We start from the raw sequence: 16,140 nt of genomic DNA on the forward strand, positions 1-16,140 counted from the left end.
CCTTCCGCATGCGAAAAAGCCGACCCGAGGGTCGGCTTTTTTGGGGGGGTGCAGGGCAGCGCGGCTTACCAGCGCGCGCGCAGGCGGTCGTAGGCGTAGTTGCCGAACTGGCGGTGGGCGTTGGGCGTCAGGTAGACGCTGTCGGCGAACACGTAGGAGTCCTGGTTGGCGCCGGTCAGCAGGGTCGAGGGCGTGCACAGGGCGGAGTTGACCTGGCCGGCGCCGATGCCGATACCGTTGGCCGTGTCCAGCGAGGTGCACACGGGCGTGGTGGCGTTGTTGAAGCCGTAGTTGGCGGGCGTGCCGACATACAGGTTCACGTAGTAGGCCGAGTCCACGTAGAGCACGTTGGCGCCCAGGTCGACGATGCTCACCAGCAGGCCTTCGTTGAAGCGGCTGCTGGCGTCGCTGAGCAGCGACTCGCGGTTGATGGTTTTGGCCCAGGGCGTCTTGCCCAGGTCGTAGGTGCCGGTGACGACGATGTTCTTGGCGCCGGCGGTGACCAGGCGGCGCACCTGGGTCGCCAGGTCCTGGCCGGCCTTGCGCGAAGCTGCCACCATGTCGGTGGTGCTCAGGCTGCCCGAGGTCACGGCGGCCATGCCGGCGATCACGTCGCTCGGGCCGCCGTTGATGAAGATCAGGTCATTGGTGGCCACGCCACCCGCGGCCAGGAAGGCGTCGATCTGCTCGGTCACGGTCGGGGTGGTCGCGACACCGGCAGCATCGGGCTTGGCGGCCACGCGCGCATTGCCCACGGCATAGCTGCGGCCGCCGGCTGCCGACGATGCGGCCAGGGTGCGGCCGTAGCGCGATGCGACCTGCAGCGTCCAATTGTTCACGCTGCCATCGTTGACCGAATAGCGCGTTCCCTTTTGGCCGACGTCGTTGTAGGCGTCGCCAAAGGCCACCAGGCGTTCGGGGGTGAAAGCCGACTCGGTCGTGCTCGACCCGCAAGCCGCAAGCAGTGCGGCCGACGCGCATGCGGCCACCAGGGCGGTGCGGCGCATCCAATTTGCTGCCATGTATTTCTCCAGAAAATGGGGTGTTAGTTTAACGACGCTGTGTCAAGGCATGTAAAGGCTTGTCACGGCACAGCGGAAGAGGGAGTTCCGGCGGGTGCCGGCGGTTCCCTGCATCAGGAGGCGGCGGCCCGTTGCAGCCGGTCGCGAACCCCCTCCCATTCGGGCGTTGCCGGCGGGGTCTCGATCCAGATGAGCTTCACGCCCTCGTCGTCGAAGCTGCGCAACACCGCAAACAACTGCTGCGCCGTTGCGGCAGCATCATCGGGCATGCGGCGCATGACCAGCTTGGAAGAACGGGTGCGCAGCGCCGCGCGGGCATAGATCGCCATGTGGGCGGCGTCGGCACCCAGCAGGTCCAGGCCGGTCTGCAAGGCCTTGGCATCCATGAGGCGCACCTTGGCGTTGGGGGCATAGTGCGCCTCCAGCGTGCCCGAGGCACGTGGCGTGTGCTCGGGCAGCTCCTCTGGGGACAAGGGCTGCATGCCGCAGGCCCGTGCAATCTGCGTGCGCGTGATGGCCCCCGGGCGCAGCAGCACCGGCCGGCCGCGCGTGCAGTCGACGATGGTCGATTCGATCCCCACGCCGCAGGGCCCGCCGTCCAGCACCAGCAGCTCGCTGCCAAACTCGCTCGCCACATGCTGTGCCGTGGTCGGGCTCACCCGGCCGAATCGGTTGGCGCTGGGGGCGGCAACCCCCCAGACGGGTGGACCACCGAGTTCGCTGCCCTCGCCAGGGGCCGCACAGGCCGCGAGCAGCGCGTGCGCTACCGGGTGTGCCGGGCAGCGCAGGCCCACGCTGGCCTGTCCCCCGGTCGCTGCCGTGGCCACATCCGCCAGGCGCGGCAGGATGATGGTCAGGGGGCCGGGCCAGAACGCATCGACCAGGGCCTTGGCGAAGGCCGGGACCTCGCTCGCGAAATGGGCGATGCCCGAAGCATCGGCCACGTGCACGATCAGCGGGTGGTCGCTGGGCCGGCCCTTGGCCGCGAAGATCTGGGCCACGGCCGCATCGCTGCTGGCATCGGCGGCCAGGCCATACACCGTCTCGGTGGGCAGGCCCAGCAGGGCGCCGCTGCGCACCGTACGGGCGGCGGCGGCAATGGATTCGGGCTGGGTGCCGTCAAGGATCATGGAATGCGGTCCGGGCCGGTCAGAACGGGGCGATGCCCAGCAGGGCAGCGGCCTTGAGGGCGGTGGCGCGTGCGGCATCGGCACTGTCGGCGGTGATGTTCAGGTGCCCCATCTTGCGCCCGCGCTTGGCGTCGCGCTTGCCATACAGGTGCAGGTGGGTGCCGGGCAGGGCCAGGACCTCGGCCCAGGGGGGCGTCTGCTGGCTGCCGTCTGCGGCGAACCACAGGTCACCCAGCAGGTTGAGCATGAAGGCCGGGCTGTGCTGGCGTGGCTGCGTGAGCGGCAGGCCGGCCATGGTGCGCACCTGCAGCTCGAACTGCGAGACGTCGCAGGCGTTCTGGCTGTAGTGGCCACTGTTGTGCGGGCGCGGCGCAATCTCGTTGACCACCAGGCTGCCGTCCTGCAGCACAAAGAACTCCACGCACAGCACGCCCACGTAGGCCAGGCCGGTGGCAATGGAGATGGCCCCGGCAATGGCCTGGCGGGCCACGGTGTCGGGCAGGTTGGCGGCATGCACCTCGGTCACTGCCAGGATGCCATCGCGGTGCAGGTTGCGCTGCACGGGCAGGTGCACACAGGCGCCATCGGCACCGCGCGCGACGATGACCGAGCACTCCAGTGCCAGCGGCAGCATCTTTTCGAGCACACAGGCCACGCGGCCCACGGACTCCCAGGCCGCGGCCAGCTCGGCGGCGGTCTTCACGCGCACCTGGCCCTTGCCGTCGTAGCCCATGCGGGCGGTCTTGAGGATGCCGGGCAGCAGGTCGGCGGGCACCGCGGCGAGTTGCTCGGCCGTTTCGATCACGGCGTAGGGCGCGCACGCCACACCGCAGCGCACGAAATGGGCCTTTTCCTGCGCACGGTCCTGCGCCACGGCCACGGCACCCGCTGCAGGCGACACCGGGCGCAGCGCGCCCAGCGCTGCCAGGGCGGTGGCGGGCACGTTCTCAAACTCGGTGGTCACGGCATCGGCCAGGCGCGCCAGCTCGGCCAGGCCTGCCGCGTCTTCGTAGCCGGTCTGGACATGGTGGTGGCTCACCAGCCCTGCGGGGCTGGTGGGGTCGGCGTCGAGCACGGCGGTGAAATAGCCCATGGCCTGGGCCGCGTGCACGAACATGCGGCCGAGCTGGCCGCCGCCCAGGACGCCCAGGGTGGACCCAGGAAGAAGCGGTGCGGAAAGCGTGGTCATGCGGCGGGGGGCAAGGCCATGTTGCGCGCCACTTCCGTCTGCTCGGCGCGGAAGGCTTCCAGGCGCTGGCGCAGTGCGGGGTTTTCGCTGGCCAGCAGGGCCACGGCGAACAGGGCTGCGTTGGCAGCGCCGGCCGTGCCAATGGCAAAGGTCGCCACCGGGATGCCCTTGGGCATCTGCACGATGCTGTGCAGCGAGTCCACGCCCTGCAGGTGGCGGCTGGCCACGGGCACACCCAGCACCGGCACGGTGGTCTTGGCGGCGATCATGCCGGGCAGGTGGGCTGCGCCGCCGGCACCGGCGATGATGGCCTTCAGGCCCCGGCCCGCGGCGGCCTCGGCGTAGGCGAACATGTCGTCGGGCATGCGGTGCGCCGACACCACGCGCGCCTCGTGGGAAATGCCGAATTGCTCAAGAATCTGCACTGCATGCTGCATGGTCTCCCAGTCGCTGCTGGAGCCCATGACCACGCCGATCTGGATGGGTTTCATGGTGTGTGTGGGGGCGCTTGGGCGGATTGCGGTCCGCCTGGGCGCTGTAGGTGGAACCCCCGATTTTACGATTTGCGATGGCCCCCCTGCCACGGGGTTGTTTCAATGCGCCAAAATAGCGCCAACTTGCTTCACCGGCCCTGGGCCCCCGACCATGATTGATGTCACCGTAGAAAATTTTGAAGCCGAGGTGATTGCCGCCTCGATGGAAGTCCCGGTTCTGGTGGATTTCTGGGCGCCCTGGTGCGGCCCCTGCAAGTCGCTCGGCCCGGTGCTGGAGAAGCTCGAGACCGAATACGAAGGGCGTTTTCGCCTGGCCAAGATCGATTCCGACCAGGAGCAGCAACTGGCCGGCATGTTCGGCATCCGCAGCATCCCGACCTGTGTGCTGCTCATGAACGGCCAGCCCGTGGATGGCTTCATGGGCGCCCTGCCCGAAGGCAAGGTGCGCGAGTTCCTGGACAAGCACGTGCCCACGGCCGAGGCCCTGGAGGCTGAGGAGCAGGAAGAGGAGGCCCAGGATGCCCTGGCCGATGGCGACACCGACACCGCGCTGGAAAAGCTGCAGCACGCCGTGGCGACCGACCCGGCCAATGACGATGCGCGCTTCGACTACGTCAAGCTGCTGCTGCAGCTGGGCCGCGACGACGACGCCAAGGTGGCCTTTGCCCCGGTGATCGCCAAGGCGCCCAATGCGCGCAAGATTGCTGCGCTCAAGGTCTGGATGGACGCCATCGACACCGTGGCCACCACCGAAGGCGCGGGCGACACCGCCGCCTTCGAGGCGAAGATCGCCGCCAACAAGCGCGACTTCGACGCCCGCCTGGCCCAGGCACGCTGGCTCATCACCGAGCAGCGCTGGACCGATGCCATGGACGAGCTGCTCGAGATCCTCATGCGCGACAAGGCCTGGGGCGACGAGGTGGCGCGCAAGACCTATGTGGCCATCCTGGAAATCATCGAGCCGCCCAAGCCCAAGGTGGCCGATGGGCAGATTCCCCCCGACGACCCGGTGGTGGCCACCTACCGCCGCCGGCTGTCGAGCGTCGTGCTGAGCTAAATCCGCGCGCCCCATGCAAAAAGGCTCCCGAGGGAGCCTTTTTGCGTTGCCGGGGCCGGAAAATCAGCCCACCAGGCGTTCCAGCGCTTCGCGGTACTTGGCTGCGGTCTTCTCGATCACTTCGCGCGGCAGGCGCGGCGAGGGCGGGGTCTTGTCCCAGGGCTTGCCGTTGATCTGGGCCTGCTCCAGCCAGTCGCGCACGAACTGCTTGTCGTAGCTGGGCGGGTTCTGGCCGGCGGCCAGGGCTGCCTCGTAGCCCTCCACGGGCCAGTAGCGCGAGCTGTCGGGGGTGAGCACCTCGTCCATCAGCACCAGGGTGCCATCGGGCGCCAGGCCGAACTCGAATTTCGTGTCGGCGATGATCATGCCCTTGGTGAGGGCGATCTCGGCCGCGGCCTGGTAGATGGCGATGCTCAGGTCGCGGATCTTCGTGGCCAGCGGCAGGCCGATCATCTCCACCGTGCGCTCGAAGGTGATGTTCTCGTCGTGCTCGCCCGCGGCCGCCTTGGCGGCCGGGGTGTAGATGGGCGCAGGCAGCTTGGCGGCATTGGTCAGGCCTTCGGGCAGGGGCACGCCGCAGACCGAGCGCGATTCCTGGTATTCCTTCCAGCCGCTGCCGGCCAGGTAGCCGCGCACCACGGCTTCCACGGGAATCGGCTGCAGGCGCTGCACCAGCATCGAGCGGCCGCGGATCTGCGCGGCCTCGGCCGGGGTGACCACGCTCTCCGGGGCATCGCCGGTCAGGTGGTTGGGGCAGATGTGGCCGAGCTTGTCGAACCAGAACAGCGCCATCTGCGTGAGCAGCTCGCCCTTGCCGGGGATGGGTTCGCCCATGATCACGTCGAAGGCCGAGAGGCGGTCGCTGGCCACCATCAGGATGCGGTCGTCGCCCACGGCGTAGTTGTCGCGCACCTTGCCGCGCGCCAGCAGGGGCAGCGAGGTCAGGGCAGAGGTGTGCAGGGCATTGGAGCTTGGCTGGGTCATGGTGTCGGTGTGGGCAGTCGATGTCCGCTGCGGTCAGGCCTGGGAAAAGGGAGGGCGCGCACCCGCGCGGCCACGTTCGCTGTACAGCGTGGCGATTTTACGCGCCGGGGCGGTACGGCCGGTGGGACGGGGGCTTGTGGCCCATCCCGAGGGGCGGCACACTGCCGGGCTTGCTTTCACCATGCCCTCGCCGGCAACGCCCCTGTGCCCACGTCCCATCCCCTGACTCCCCGCCGCGAACTGTGGCTGCTGCTGACCCTGGCGGGCGTGCAGTTCACGCACATCCTGGATTTCATGATCATGATGCCGCTGGGCCCGCAGCTCACGCGCATCTTTGCCATCAGCGACGCGCAGTTCGGCCTGCTGGTGTCGGCCTACACGCTTTCGGCCGGTGCATCGGGCCTGCTGGCCTCGACCTACATCGACCGCTTCGGCCGCAAGCGCCTGCTGCTGGCGCTGTACGCGCTGTTCGGCCTGGCCACCCTGGCCTGTGGCCTGGCGCCCACCTACGCCACGCTCATGGTGGCGCGCGTGCTGGCCGGCATGTTCGGCGGCGTGCTCTCGGCCCTGTGCCAGACTGTGGTGGCTGATGTGGTGCCCTTCGAGCGGCGCGGGCGCGCCATGGGCATCGTCATGACCTCGTTCTCGGTGTCCACGGTGGCCGGGGTTCCGCTCGGGCTGGTGCTGGCCGAGCATGGCGGCTGGCACATGCCCTTCTTCGCGATTGCCGCGATGTGTGCGCTGTTGCTGGTGTTTGCCGCGCGCACGCTGCCCACCCTGGATGCCCACCTGGCGGCTGGCCAGCAGCGCACGGCGCTGGGCGGCATTGCCGAGGTGCTCAGGGACGCCAACCACCGCTGGGCCTTCGTGTTCTCGGGCCTCTTGATGTCCACCGGCTTCACGGTGATCCCCTACATCACGATCTACATGCAGGCCAATGCCGGCGTGCGCACCGACCAGGTGCCGCTGATCTACCTGTGCGGCGGGGTCGTGACCCTGTTCACCGCGCGCCTGTTCGGGCGGCTCACGGATGCGCGCGGTAAGGTGCGTACCTTCCGCTGGCTGGCCCTGGCAGTGGGGCCCTGCCTGCTCGGCATCACCACGGTGCATGGGGTGCCGCTGTGGGCCGTGCTCACGGTCTCCACGCTGATGTTCGCTTTCATGAGCGGGCGCATGATCCCGGGCATGGCCATCATCACCTCGGCCGCCAATCCGCAGCTGCGCGGCACGTTCATGACGCTCAATGCCTCGGTGCAATCGGCGGCCATGGGGGTGGCTTCGCTGGTCGGGGGCGTGCTGATCAGCCGGGATGCCCAGGGGCTGGTGCAGGGCTACTGGATGGCTGCCGTGGTCGGCATCGTTGCCAGCGTGCTGTCCATCGTGGTGGTGGGGCGGCTGGTGCTGCATGGCGCAGCGCCGGGGCGGGCGGCATAAGAGGGCCGGGTTCCCCGGGTCAACCGGCTCCCGGTCGACTTTGCCATTGTGCGCCCTTTTCGGGCTGCTGGCACCTTGGCCGGCATAACCCAGTGGGCGGGGGCGGTATGGGATTGCATTTCGGGGACGGCGGGCGCATAGTGAACCCGTCGATGGATGCATCCAAGTTCGCCAGGCCGCAACTCTGATCAAGGGCGGCCATTTGTTCCACCGTGAGCCACAGGAGACTTATTTATGAACTTGACGATCAGCGGTCACCACCTCGAAGTTACCCCAGCGCTGCGCAGTTACGTGACAACCAAGCTGGACCGGATCAATCGCCATTTCGACCAAGTAGTAGACGTCAAGGTGCTGCTGACAGTAGAGAAGCAAAAGGAAAAGGAAAAGCGCCAGCGAGCGGAATGCAACATCCATGTGAAAGGCAATGACCTGTTTGCCGAAAGTTCCCACTCGGACCTGTATGCTGCGGTGGATGAGCTGGTTGACAAGATGGACCGCCAGGTGGTGCGCCACAAGGACCGCCTGCAGGACCACCACCACGAAGCTGCCAAGCGCGAAATGCACGCCTGAGCGTTGCATTGCGGCCCACAGCAACCGCCCCTGGAGGCGGTTTTTTTGTGGCCCCTTGTAAATTGCTCAGGGTTTTTGCCAATATGTGCATAATTGTTACCTCTGACCATGAACCGACTCGCCTCCATCCTGCCTCCCGCCCAAGTGCTTGTGAGCGTGGACTCCACCAGCAAGAAGCGTGCTTTTGAAGAGGCGGGTCTGCTGTTCGAGAGCCAGCACGGGCTCTCGCGTGCCCTGATCACCGACAGCCTGTTCGCGCGCGAGCGCCTGGGCTCCACGGGCCTGGGCCATGGCGTAGCCATCCCGCACGGCCGCATCAAGGGCCTGAAGGCCCCCATGGCCGCCGTGTTCCAGTTGGCCCACCCCATCGGCTTCGATGCCCCCGACGAAATGCCGGTGGCCCTGCTGATCTTCCTCCTGGTGCCCGAGGCGGCGACCCAGAAGCACCTGGAAATCCTGTCGGAAATCGCCGAACTGCTGAGCGACTCCGCGCTGCGCGAAAAGCTCAAGGCCAGCACCGACGCCGCCGAACTGCACGGCATGATCGCCGGTTGGCAGTCCACCCAGGCTGCCTGAGCCCTGCGGCACCGCGCATTCCCCCCGCAGCCCGGCCGTGAAACCCAATGTCGTCAGCGCCGATGTCCTGTTCGAGGAATTCCGCAGCGCGCTGAAATGGGAGTGGGTCGCAGGCCTGGGGGCCTCCGAGCGCCGCTTCGACGAGGTGGCGGTGCGCTCGGCCCGCTCGGGCGCCGACCTGGTCGGCTACCTCAACTACATCCACCCCTACCGGGTGCAGATCCTGGGTGAGCGCGAGATTGCCTACCTGAGCAATGCCTCGCCCGACGACTGCAAGCGCCGCATCGCCCGCATCGTGACCCTGGAGCCACCGGTGCTGGTGCTGGCCGACAACCAGACCGCCCCCGATGCGCTGGTCTCGATGTGCGAGCGCGCGCAGATCCCGATGTTCTCCACGCACGAGTCCTCGGCGTTCGTGATCGACGTGCTGCGGGCCTACCTGTCCAAGCATTTCGCCGACCGCACCACCATGCACGGCGTGTTCATGGACATCCTGGGCCTGGGGGTCATGATCACCGGCGAATCGGGCCTGGGCAAGAGCGAGCTCGGCCTGGAGCTGATCTCGCGTGGCAACGGCCTGGTGGCCGACGACGCGGTGGACCTGTTCCGCATCAACCAGACCACCATCGAGGGCAAGTGCCCCGAGCTGCTGCAGAACCTGCTGGAAGTGCGCGGCATCGGTCTGCTCGATATCCGTGCCATCTTCGGCGAGACGGCCGTGCGCCGCAAGATGCGCCTGAAGCTCATCGTGCACCTGGTGCGCAAGGAAACGCTGGAGCGTGACTACGAACGCCTGCCCTACGAACCGCTGACCCAGGACGTGCTGGGCGTGCCCGTGCTCAAGGTGGTGATCCAGGTGGTCGCCGGCCGCAACATCGCCGTGCTGGTCGAAGCCGCGGTGCGCAACACCATCCTGCAGCTGCGCGGCATCGACACCTACCAGGAATTCGTCGAACGCCACCGCCGCGCCATGGAGCGCGACACCGGCGGCTAGAGCTCAGGCCGCCAAAACTGGCGCGGCCGAGGCCAGTGCTCCCGCGCAAGGGCCGCCCCGCCGCGCTGGGAGCGTCCCCCCTCTGGGGGGAAGGCGCCGAAGGCGACTCAGGGGGGATTCACTTCTTGGCGCAATCGGCGCACTGGCCGTACAGCGCCATGGTGTGGTCCTGCACCACCCAGCCCTTGGACTTGGCCACCATCTGCTGGCGCTTCTCGATCTCGGGGTCGTAGAACTCCTCGACCTTGCCGCACGAGGTGCAGACGAAGTGGTCATGGTGCGAGCCCTCGTTGAGCTCGTACACGGCCTTGCCGCTCTCGAAATTGCTGCGGATCAGGATGCCGGCCTGCTCGAACTGCGTGAGCACGCGGTACACCGTGGCCAGGCCGATGTCCGAGCGCTCCTCGAGCAGTACGCGGAACACGTCTTCGGCCGTCATGTGGCGCTGCGTGCCCTTCTGGAAGATCTCCATGATCTTCAGGCGCGGCAGGGTTGCCTTCAGGCCGGTGCTTTTGAGTTCGTCGATATTGGTCATGGATGGGTCCTGGTTGCCGGTGTCCCGGGAAAGGCAGGGAGCGAGAGGCTGCCGCTACAATGGTTTGAATCATATCCTCAGGTCTTTCTCCCATGCCAGTCAATGCCCGTATCCACGCCCGCCTGGGCTCGATCCTGTTGCTGGGTGCTGCCATCGGTACCCTGGCGGGGTGCGGCAGCCTGGACGGCGCCAGCCGCCGCCTGGCCACCGTGGTCACGCCGTACAAGATCGACATCGTGCAAGGCAATTTCGTCTCGCGTGAGCAGGTCGAGGCCCTGAAACCCGGCCTGAGCCGCCAGCAGGTGCGCGAAATCCTGGGCACCCCCCTGGTGACCAGCCTGTTCCATGCCAACCGCTGGGAATACGTCTTTACGCTGAAGAAACCTTCGGCCGAGCTCGTGACCCGCAAGCTCACGGTGTTCTTCGAAGGCGATGTGCTGGCCCGATCGGAAGGCGACGAAATGCCCTCCGAGGCCGAATTCGTCGCCTCACTCGACGGTGGCCGCGCAGGCAAGGGCAAGGTGCCCGTGCTGGAGGCGACGCAAGACCAACTGGCGCGCTACCCCGCGCGCAAGGCCGAAACCCCTGCCGAAAAGGCGGCCGACGCAGCCCCGCAGGAAATGGCCCCCACCCGCTATCCGCCTCTCGAAGCGCCTGGGCGCTGACAAGGCCGCTTTCTGGGCGTGCAGGCGCGTAACCAGAGGGCTTTTTCTTCATTGTTTTTGGTCTGCCGACCATTTTTGCGAATCCAGGAAACACATGGCAGGGAATTCTTCGACAGCCTCCACCCCCGTGCGCGTGGCCGTTGCCGGCGCATCGGGCCGCATGGGCCGCATGCTCATCGAGGCCCTGCGCGCCACCGATGACTGCGTGCTCGCCGGCGCACTGGACGTGGCCGCCAGCCCCGGCATCGGCTCGGACGCCACGGCCTTCCTCGGCCATGCCAGCGGCGTGGCCATCACCTCGGACATCAAGGCCGGGCTGCAGAATGCCGACGTCCTGATCGATTTCACCCGCCCCGAAGGCACGCTGGCCCACCTGGCCGTGTGCGCCGAACTGGGGGTGAAGATGGTCATCGGCACGACCGGCTTCTCCGACGAGCAGAAGGCCGAGATCGCGGCGCTGGCACAGCGCACGGCCGTGGTCATGGCGCCCAACATGAGCGTGGGCGTGAACGTCACGCTCAAGCTGCTGGAAATGGCCGCCAAGGCCATGGCCACGGGCTATGACATCGAGATCATCGAGGCCCACCATCGCCACAAGGTGGATGCGCCCTCGGGCACCGCACTGAAGATGGGCGAGGTCATTGCCGAGGCGATGGGCCGTGACCTCAAGGAATGCGCCGTCTACGCCCGCGAGGGCATCACGGGGGAGCGCGACCCCTCCAGCATCGGCTTTGCCGCCATCCGCGGTGGCGACATCGTGGGTGACCACACCGTGCTGTTCGCCGGCATCGGCGAGCGCATCGAGATCACGCACAAGTCCAGCAGCCGCACCACTTACGCCCAGGGCAGCCTGCGCGCCGTGCGCTACCTGGCAGCGCACAAGACCGGCCTGCACGACATGTTCGACGTGCTGAACCTCAAGTAAGCCCCAAGGCGGCTCGCGCGCATGGATGCACTCCACTGGTGGCGGCAAGGTGATGCGGTGACCCAGGGCTCGGCCCTGCTGCTGCTGGCCATGTCGGTCGCAAGCTGGGTGGTGATCGTCTGGAAACTGCGCCTGCTGCGCCGCGCCAGCGCCGACGTGGCGCGCTGCGTGGCCGCCGTCTGGCAGGCCCCTTCGCTGCCCGAGGCCGCCCTGCGCCTGCAGGGCTTTGACCGGCTGGCCCTGGTGTTGCCCATGGTGCAGGCGGTCAACACCGTGGCCGATGCCGCCTCTCCCTCGGCCCTGGCGTCCATGGGCAGCCTGTCGCAGCGCCTCACGCGCGTGCTGCGCGACGCCCTGCACGGCGTGCTGGGGCGCCTGCAGTTCGGCCAGGTGCTGCTGGCCACCGTGGGCTCCACGGCGCCCTTCGTGGGCCTGCTGGGCACCGTCTGGGGCATCTACCACGCGCTCTCGGCCATGGCGGGCGCCGGGCAGATCACCGTCGACCGTGTGGCCGGCCCGGTGGGCGAGGCCCTGGTCATGACCGCTGCCGGCCTGGCCGTGGCCATTCCGGCCGTGCTGGCCTACAACGTCTGCGGCCGGCTCATCGGGCGCATCGAGGCCGATCTGGAGGGCTTTGCACGCGACCTGCGCGAGCTGCGCATCGACACGGCGGCCCAGGATCACGTCGCAAGCAAGGCCCCATGAGCTTCGGCCGCCTCGAGCGCACCCAGGGGCCTCAGCCCATGAGCGACATCAACATGACGCCGCTGGTTGACGTGATGCTGGTGCTGGTGGTGATCTTCATCCTCACAGCGCCCCTCATGGCCAGCTCCATCCGCCTGGACCTGCCGCGCGCCGAGGGCACGGCGGCGGGCGCACCAGCCAAGGCCCTCACCCTGGTGGTGGACCGCACCGGCCAGGCTTTCCTTGACGACCAGCCCCTGGCACAGGCCGCGCTGGCCGAGCGCCTGCAGCGCATCGGCGCGACGGCCCCTGATACCGAGGTGCAGCTGCGTGCCGACGCCGCCGTGCCCTATGGCCGCATCGTGGAAGTCATGGGCGCGGCCCATGCCGCCGGCCTGCAGCGCATCGGCTTCGTGGCCGAGCCGCAGCCTGCCCCGGGCGCCCCGAAAACCCCCTGAAAATCCGCTGGCGGGGCATGCGCACAGCGCGGCGCGCCCGACAGCCTAAAATCCGCGCAGCGCAGTCCTGTGGCTGCACCCATCCTGACCCGAGCCTCCATGCAAGACAAATACTCTCCCCAAGAGGTTGAGCGCGCCGCGCAAGACCACTGGACCGCCCGCGACGCCTACCGCGTGGTCGAAGACGCGAACAAGAAGAAGTTCTACGCCTGCTCGATGCTGCCCTACCCCAGCGGCAAGCTGCACATGGGCCACGTGCGCAACTACACCATCAACGACATGCTCACGCGCTACCTGCGCATGAACGGCCACAACGTGCTCATGCCCATGGGCTGGGACGCTTTCGGCCTGCCGGCCGAGAACGCCGCGCTCAAGAACGGTGTGCCCCCGGCCAAGTGGACGTACGAGAACATCGCGTACATGAAGAAGCAGATGCAGGCCATGGGCCTGGCCATCGACTGGTCGCGCGAAGTCGCCACCTGCGACCCCGAGTACTACCACTGGAACCAGTGGCTGTTCCTGAAGATGCTGGACAAGGGCATCGCCTACCGCAAGACCCAGGTCGTGAACTGGGACCCGGTGGACCAGACCGTGCTGGCCAACGAGCAGGTCATCGACGGCAAGGGCTGGCGCACCGGCGCCACGGTGGAAAAGCGCGAGATCCCCGGCTACTACCTCAAGATCACCGACTACGCCGAGGAGCTGCTGGACTTCGTGACCGGCGACAAGCTGCCCGGCTGGCCCGAGCGCGTCAAGCTCATGCAGGAGAACTGGATCGGCAAGAGCGAGGGCGTGCGCTTTGCCTTCCTGCACGACATCCAAGGCGATGACGGCAAGGTGATCGGCGATGGCCGCATGTACGTCTTCACCACGCGCGCCGACACCATCATGGGCGTGACCTTCTGCGCCGTGGCGCCCGAGCACCCGCTCGCGGCCCATGCCGCACGCAGCAACCCCGCCGTCGCTGCCTTCATCGAGGAATGCAAGAGCGGTGGCACGACCGAGGCCGAGCTGGCGACCCAGGAGAAGAAGGGCATTGCCACCGGCCTGTTTGTCACGCACCCCATCACCGAAGAGCAGATCCCGGTGTGGGTGGGCAACTACGTGCTCATGGGCTACGGCGATGGCGCCGTGATGGGCGTGCCTGCGCACGACGAGCGCGACTTCGCCTTTGCCCTCAAGTACAAACTGGAGATCAAGCAGGTCGTGCTGGTGGACGGCGAGCACTTCAACTACCACCAGTGGAACGACTGGTACGGCGACAAGCAGCGCGGCGTGACCATCAACTCCGACAGCTTCAGCGGCATGGGCTACAAGGAGGCCGTGGCCGCCGTGGCCCACGCCCTGCAGGCCAAGGGCCTGGGCGAGACCAAGACCACCTGGCGGCTGCGCGACTGGGGCGTTTCGCGCCAGCGCTACTGGGGCACACCCATCCCCATCATCCACTGCGAAGAGCACGGCGCCGTGCCCGTGCCCGAGAAGGACCTGCCGGTGGTGCTGCCCACCGATTGCGTGCCCGACGGCTCGGGCAACCCGCTGCACAAGCACGAAGGCTTCCATGCCGGCGTGACCTGCCCGGTCTGCGGCAAGGCCGCTCGCCGCGAGACCGACACCATGGACACCTTCGTGGACAGTTCGTGGTACTTCATGCGCTATTGCGACCCGAAGAACAACGACGCCATGGTGGCCGATGGCACGGCCTACTGGATGCGCGACCAGAAGACCGTGACCGGCGGCGCCGGCATGGACCAGTACATCGGCGGCATCGAGCACGCCATCCTGCACCTGCTGTACGCGCGCTTCTGGACCAAGGTCATGCGCGACCTGGGCCTGGTGACGGTGGATGAGCCGTTTGCCCACCTGCTCACGCAGGGCATGGTGCTCAACCACATCTACTTCACGCGCGACGAAAAGGGCGGCAAGAGCTACTTCCCGCCCGAGGGCGTGACCCCGGTGCTGGATGCCCAGGGCCGCATCACCGGCGGCAAGCTCAACGAAGCCGAAGGTGCGTTTGCGCAGGGCCTGCTGCTGGAGTACGGCGGTGTCGGCAAGATGGGCAAGACCGAGCGCAACGGCGTCGACCCGCAGGACCTGATCGCCAAGTACGGCGCCGACACGGCCCGCCTGTACACCATGTTCACGGCCCCACCCGAAGCCACGCTGGAGTGGAACGATGCGGCGGTGGAAGGCAGCTTCCGCTTCCTGCGCCGGGTGTGGAACTTCGGCTTCAAGCTCGCTGCCATCGACCGCGATGCGGCGCTGGCCAGCGTGGCCGGCGCCACCAGCCTGGCCGACGTGCAGTTCGGCAAGGAGGCCAAGGCCCTGCGCCTGGAGATCCATACCGTGCTCAAGCAGGTGGACTACGACTACCAGCGCATGCAGTACAACACCGTGGTTTCGGGCGCGATGAAGATGATCAACGCGCTCGAGGACTTCAAGGCCACGGATTCGGCCGGTGCCCAGGTGGCGCTGATCGAGGGCTTCGGCATCCTGCTGCGCTGCCTGTACCCCGCCACGCCCCACATTGCCCATGCGCAGTGGACCAGCCTGGGCTACGCCGGTTCTCTGGGCGAGCTGCTCGATGCACCCTGGCCCCAGGTGGATGCCGGCGCCCTGGTGCAGGACGAGATCGAACTCATGCTGCAGGTCAACGGCAAGCTGCGCGGCTCCATCCTCGTGCCGGCCCAGGCCGATAAGGCCGAGATCGAGCGCATTGCGCTGGCCAGCGAAGCCTTTGTCGCCCAGGCCGCCGGTGCCGCGCCCAAGCGTGTGATCGTGGTGCCCGGGCGCCTGGTGAACGTGGTGGTGTAAGCATGCCGACCAAGCGCACCCTGCTCCTGGCGGCCCCTGCCGCGCTGCTGCTCACGGCCTGCGGGTTCCGCCTGCGCGGCGTGCCCGAGTTCTCGTTCGATGTGCTGCTCATCGCCGCGGCCCCCAGTTCCACGCTGGCGCGCGAGCTGCAGCGCACGCTGGAAGGCTCGGGCACCAAGCTCACGGTGCTGCGCGATCTGGCCGACCTGCCCAAGGCGCAGGTCGGGCTGGAGCTGCTGTCCGAGCAGCGCGAGCGCGTGGTCGTGGGGCAGAACGCCTCGGGCCAGGTGCGCGAGCTGCAACTGCGCCTGCGCGTGAAGTTCCGGGTGCGCGGCGCCAACGGCAGCGAGCTGATTCCCGAAACCGAGCTGCTGCAGCAGCGTGACATCAGCTACAACGAAACCATCGCCCTGGCCAAGGAGGCCGAAGAGGCGCTGCTCTACCGCAACATGCAGACGGACATCGTGCAGCAGCTGCTGCGCCGCCTCGCCGTGGTGAAAAGGTAGCCCCCCTGAGGCGCTTTGCGCCATCCCCCCAGGGGGACGCCCCCGGTGCGGCGGGGCGGCCCTTGCACGGGGGCTCTGGTACCGGGCGCGCCGGTTTCGGTCGTTG

At 67.7% G+C, this 16,140-nt stretch carries 17 protein-coding genes; 11 read left to right on the forward strand and 6 right to left on the reverse strand.

The window, feature by feature from the left end; genetic code table 11:
- Positions 1–65: 65 nt before the first annotated feature.
- The 4 genes from HNP48_RS04330 to purE all read right to left on the reverse strand — a co-directional run bounded on the left by HNP48_RS04330 (position 66) and on the right by purE (position 3,832).
- Positions 66–1,022 (reverse strand): SGNH/GDSL hydrolase family protein, encoded by a 957-nt coding sequence (locus tag HNP48_RS04330; RefSeq protein WP_184855595.1) that lies wholly within the window; start codon positions 1,020–1,022, stop codon positions 66–68.
- A gap of 113 nt (positions 1,023–1,135) precedes the next feature.
- Positions 1,136–2,152, reverse strand: coding sequence for an L-threonylcarbamoyladenylate synthase (locus HNP48_RS04335; RefSeq protein WP_184855596.1), 1,017 nt, complete (start codon positions 2,150–2,152; stop codon positions 1,136–1,138).
- Positions 2,153–2,171: 19 nt separating this feature from the next.
- The gene (locus HNP48_RS04340; protein WP_184855597.1) at positions 2,172–3,341 is read right to left on the reverse strand and encodes a 5-(carboxyamino)imidazole ribonucleotide synthase; all 1,170 of its coding nucleotides are present in this window, start codon (positions 3,339–3,341) and stop codon (positions 2,172–2,174) included.
- Positions 3,338–3,832, reverse strand: a complete 495-nt coding sequence (gene purE / locus HNP48_RS04345) for a 5-(carboxyamino)imidazole ribonucleotide mutase (protein WP_184855598.1) — start codon at positions 3,830–3,832, stop codon at positions 3,338–3,340. The genes HNP48_RS04340 and purE overlap by 4 nt, the downstream gene beginning before the upstream one ends.
- 154 nt (positions 3,833–3,986) lie before the next feature.
- Between purE and trxA the strand changes: the two genes are divergently transcribed.
- Positions 3,987–4,892, forward strand: coding sequence for a thioredoxin (gene trxA / locus HNP48_RS04350; protein ID WP_184855599.1), 906 nt, complete (start codon positions 3,987–3,989; stop codon positions 4,890–4,892).
- 63 nt (positions 4,893–4,955) lie between these two features.
- Here trxA and HNP48_RS04355 read toward each other — a convergent pair whose 3' ends face one another.
- Positions 4,956–5,876, reverse strand: a complete 921-nt coding sequence (locus HNP48_RS04355; protein WP_184855600.1) for a phosphoribosylaminoimidazolesuccinocarboxamide synthase — start codon at positions 5,874–5,876, stop codon at positions 4,956–4,958.
- A gap of 204 nt (positions 5,877–6,080) precedes the next feature.
- Here HNP48_RS04355 and HNP48_RS04360 point away from each other — a divergent pair, with 204 nt between their 5' ends.
- From HNP48_RS04360 to hprK, 4 genes are all read left to right on the forward strand, one after another.
- Entirely contained in the window at positions 6,081–7,310 is a 1,230-nt protein-coding gene (locus HNP48_RS04360; RefSeq protein ID WP_184855601.1) for an MFS transporter, read from the forward strand.
- A 234-nt stretch (positions 7,311–7,544) separates the two neighbouring features.
- Positions 7,545–7,880 carry a ribosome hibernation-promoting factor, HPF/YfiA family gene (gene hpf, locus HNP48_RS04365; RefSeq protein ID WP_007857535.1) on the forward strand — a complete coding sequence of 112 codons (336 nt, stop codon included), beginning with the start codon at positions 7,545–7,547 and terminating at the stop codon, positions 7,878–7,880.
- Positions 7,881–7,988: 108 nt separating this feature from the next.
- Positions 7,989–8,456, forward strand: a complete 468-nt coding sequence (locus HNP48_RS04370) for a PTS sugar transporter subunit IIA (RefSeq protein ID WP_184855602.1) — start codon at positions 7,989–7,991, stop codon at positions 8,454–8,456.
- Positions 8,457–8,493: 37 nt separating this feature from the next.
- Positions 8,494–9,450 carry an HPr(Ser) kinase/phosphatase gene (gene hprK, locus HNP48_RS04375; RefSeq protein WP_007857533.1) on the forward strand — a complete coding sequence of 319 codons (957 nt, stop codon included), beginning with the start codon at positions 8,494–8,496 and terminating at the stop codon, positions 9,448–9,450.
- A 118-nt stretch (positions 9,451–9,568) separates the two neighbouring features.
- Here the strand turns inward: hprK and fur are convergent, their stop codons facing one another.
- Entirely contained in the window at positions 9,569–9,985 is a 417-nt protein-coding gene (fur, locus tag HNP48_RS04380; protein WP_184855603.1) for a ferric iron uptake transcriptional regulator, read from the reverse strand.
- 92 nt (positions 9,986–10,077) lie between these two features.
- Here fur and HNP48_RS04385 point away from each other — a divergent pair, with 92 nt between their 5' ends.
- The 6 genes from HNP48_RS04385 (at position 10,078) to lptE (ending at position 16,034) form a co-directional block, all read left to right on the forward strand.
- On the forward strand, positions 10,078–10,650 hold the full coding sequence (locus tag HNP48_RS04385) for an outer membrane protein assembly factor BamE (RefSeq protein WP_184855604.1): 573 nt from the start codon (positions 10,078–10,080) through the stop codon (positions 10,648–10,650).
- A 94-nt stretch (positions 10,651–10,744) separates the two neighbouring features.
- Complete coding sequence (gene dapB, locus HNP48_RS04390; protein ID WP_184855605.1) at positions 10,745–11,575, forward strand: 4-hydroxy-tetrahydrodipicolinate reductase; 831 nt, start codon at positions 10,745–10,747, stop codon at positions 11,573–11,575.
- Between the two features lie 21 nt (positions 11,576–11,596).
- Entirely contained in the window at positions 11,597–12,280 is a 684-nt protein-coding gene (locus HNP48_RS04395; protein WP_184855606.1) for a MotA/TolQ/ExbB proton channel family protein, read from the forward strand.
- Positions 12,277–12,717, forward strand: coding sequence for a biopolymer transporter ExbD (locus HNP48_RS04400; RefSeq protein ID WP_184855607.1), 441 nt, complete (start codon positions 12,277–12,279; stop codon positions 12,715–12,717). The genes HNP48_RS04395 and HNP48_RS04400 overlap by 4 nt, the downstream gene beginning before the upstream one ends.
- A 99-nt stretch (positions 12,718–12,816) precedes the next feature.
- The gene (gene leuS, locus HNP48_RS04405; RefSeq protein WP_184855608.1) at positions 12,817–15,528 is read left to right on the forward strand and encodes a leucine--tRNA ligase; all 2,712 of its coding nucleotides are present in this window, start codon (positions 12,817–12,819) and stop codon (positions 15,526–15,528) included.
- Between the two features lie 2 nt (positions 15,529–15,530).
- Positions 15,531–16,034 carry an LPS assembly lipoprotein LptE gene (gene lptE / locus HNP48_RS04410; RefSeq protein WP_184855609.1) on the forward strand — a complete coding sequence of 168 codons (504 nt, stop codon included), beginning with the start codon at positions 15,531–15,533 and terminating at the stop codon, positions 16,032–16,034.
- The last annotated feature ends 106 nt before the right edge of the window (positions 16,035–16,140 follow it).

The organism is Acidovorax soli (assembly GCF_014207955.1).
GTDB classification, from domain to species: Bacteria; Pseudomonadota; Gammaproteobacteria; order Burkholderiales; family Burkholderiaceae_C; genus Acidovorax; species Acidovorax soli_A.

Bases quoted from the DNA above. Each gene is read 5' to 3' on its own strand.
- HNP48_RS04340 (WP_184855597.1), bottom strand. From the start codon at position 3,341: ATGACCACGCTTTCCGCACCGCTTCTTCCTGGGTCCACCCTGGGCGTC.
- leuS (WP_184855608.1), top strand. From the start codon at position 12,817: ATGCAAGACAAATACTCTCCCCAAGAGGTTGAGCGCGCCGCGCAAGAC.
- HNP48_RS04385 (WP_184855604.1), top strand. From the start codon at position 10,078: ATGCCAGTCAATGCCCGTATCCACGCCCGCCTGGGCTCGATCCTGTTG.
- dapB (WP_184855605.1), top strand. From the start codon at position 10,745: ATGGCAGGGAATTCTTCGACAGCCTCCACCCCCGTGCGCGTGGCCGTT.
- HNP48_RS04395 (WP_184855606.1), top strand. From the start codon at position 11,597: ATGGATGCACTCCACTGGTGGCGGCAAGGTGATGCGGTGACCCAGGGC.
- lptE (WP_184855609.1), top strand. From the start codon at position 15,531: ATGCCGACCAAGCGCACCCTGCTCCTGGCGGCCCCTGCCGCGCTGCTG.
- HNP48_RS04370 (WP_184855602.1), top strand. From the start codon at position 7,989: ATGAACCGACTCGCCTCCATCCTGCCTCCCGCCCAAGTGCTTGTGAGC.
- fur (WP_184855603.1), bottom strand. From the start codon at position 9,985: ATGACCAATATCGACGAACTCAAAAGCACCGGCCTGAAGGCAACCCTG.
- HNP48_RS04400 (WP_184855607.1), top strand. From the start codon at position 12,277: ATGAGCTTCGGCCGCCTCGAGCGCACCCAGGGGCCTCAGCCCATGAGC.
- HNP48_RS04330 (WP_184855595.1), bottom strand. From the start codon at position 1,022: ATGGCAGCAAATTGGATGCGCCGCACCGCCCTGGTGGCCGCATGCGCG.
- HNP48_RS04335 (WP_184855596.1), bottom strand. From the start codon at position 2,152: ATGATCCTTGACGGCACCCAGCCCGAATCCATTGCCGCCGCCGCCCGT.
- purE (WP_184855598.1), bottom strand. From the start codon at position 3,832: ATGAAACCCATCCAGATCGGCGTGGTCATGGGCTCCAGCAGCGACTGG.
- hpf (WP_007857535.1), top strand. From the start codon at position 7,545: ATGAACTTGACGATCAGCGGTCACCACCTCGAAGTTACCCCAGCGCTG.
- trxA (WP_184855599.1), top strand. From the start codon at position 3,987: ATGATTGATGTCACCGTAGAAAATTTTGAAGCCGAGGTGATTGCCGCC.
- HNP48_RS04355 (WP_184855600.1), bottom strand. From the start codon at position 5,876: ATGACCCAGCCAAGCTCCAATGCCCTGCACACCTCTGCCCTGACCTCG.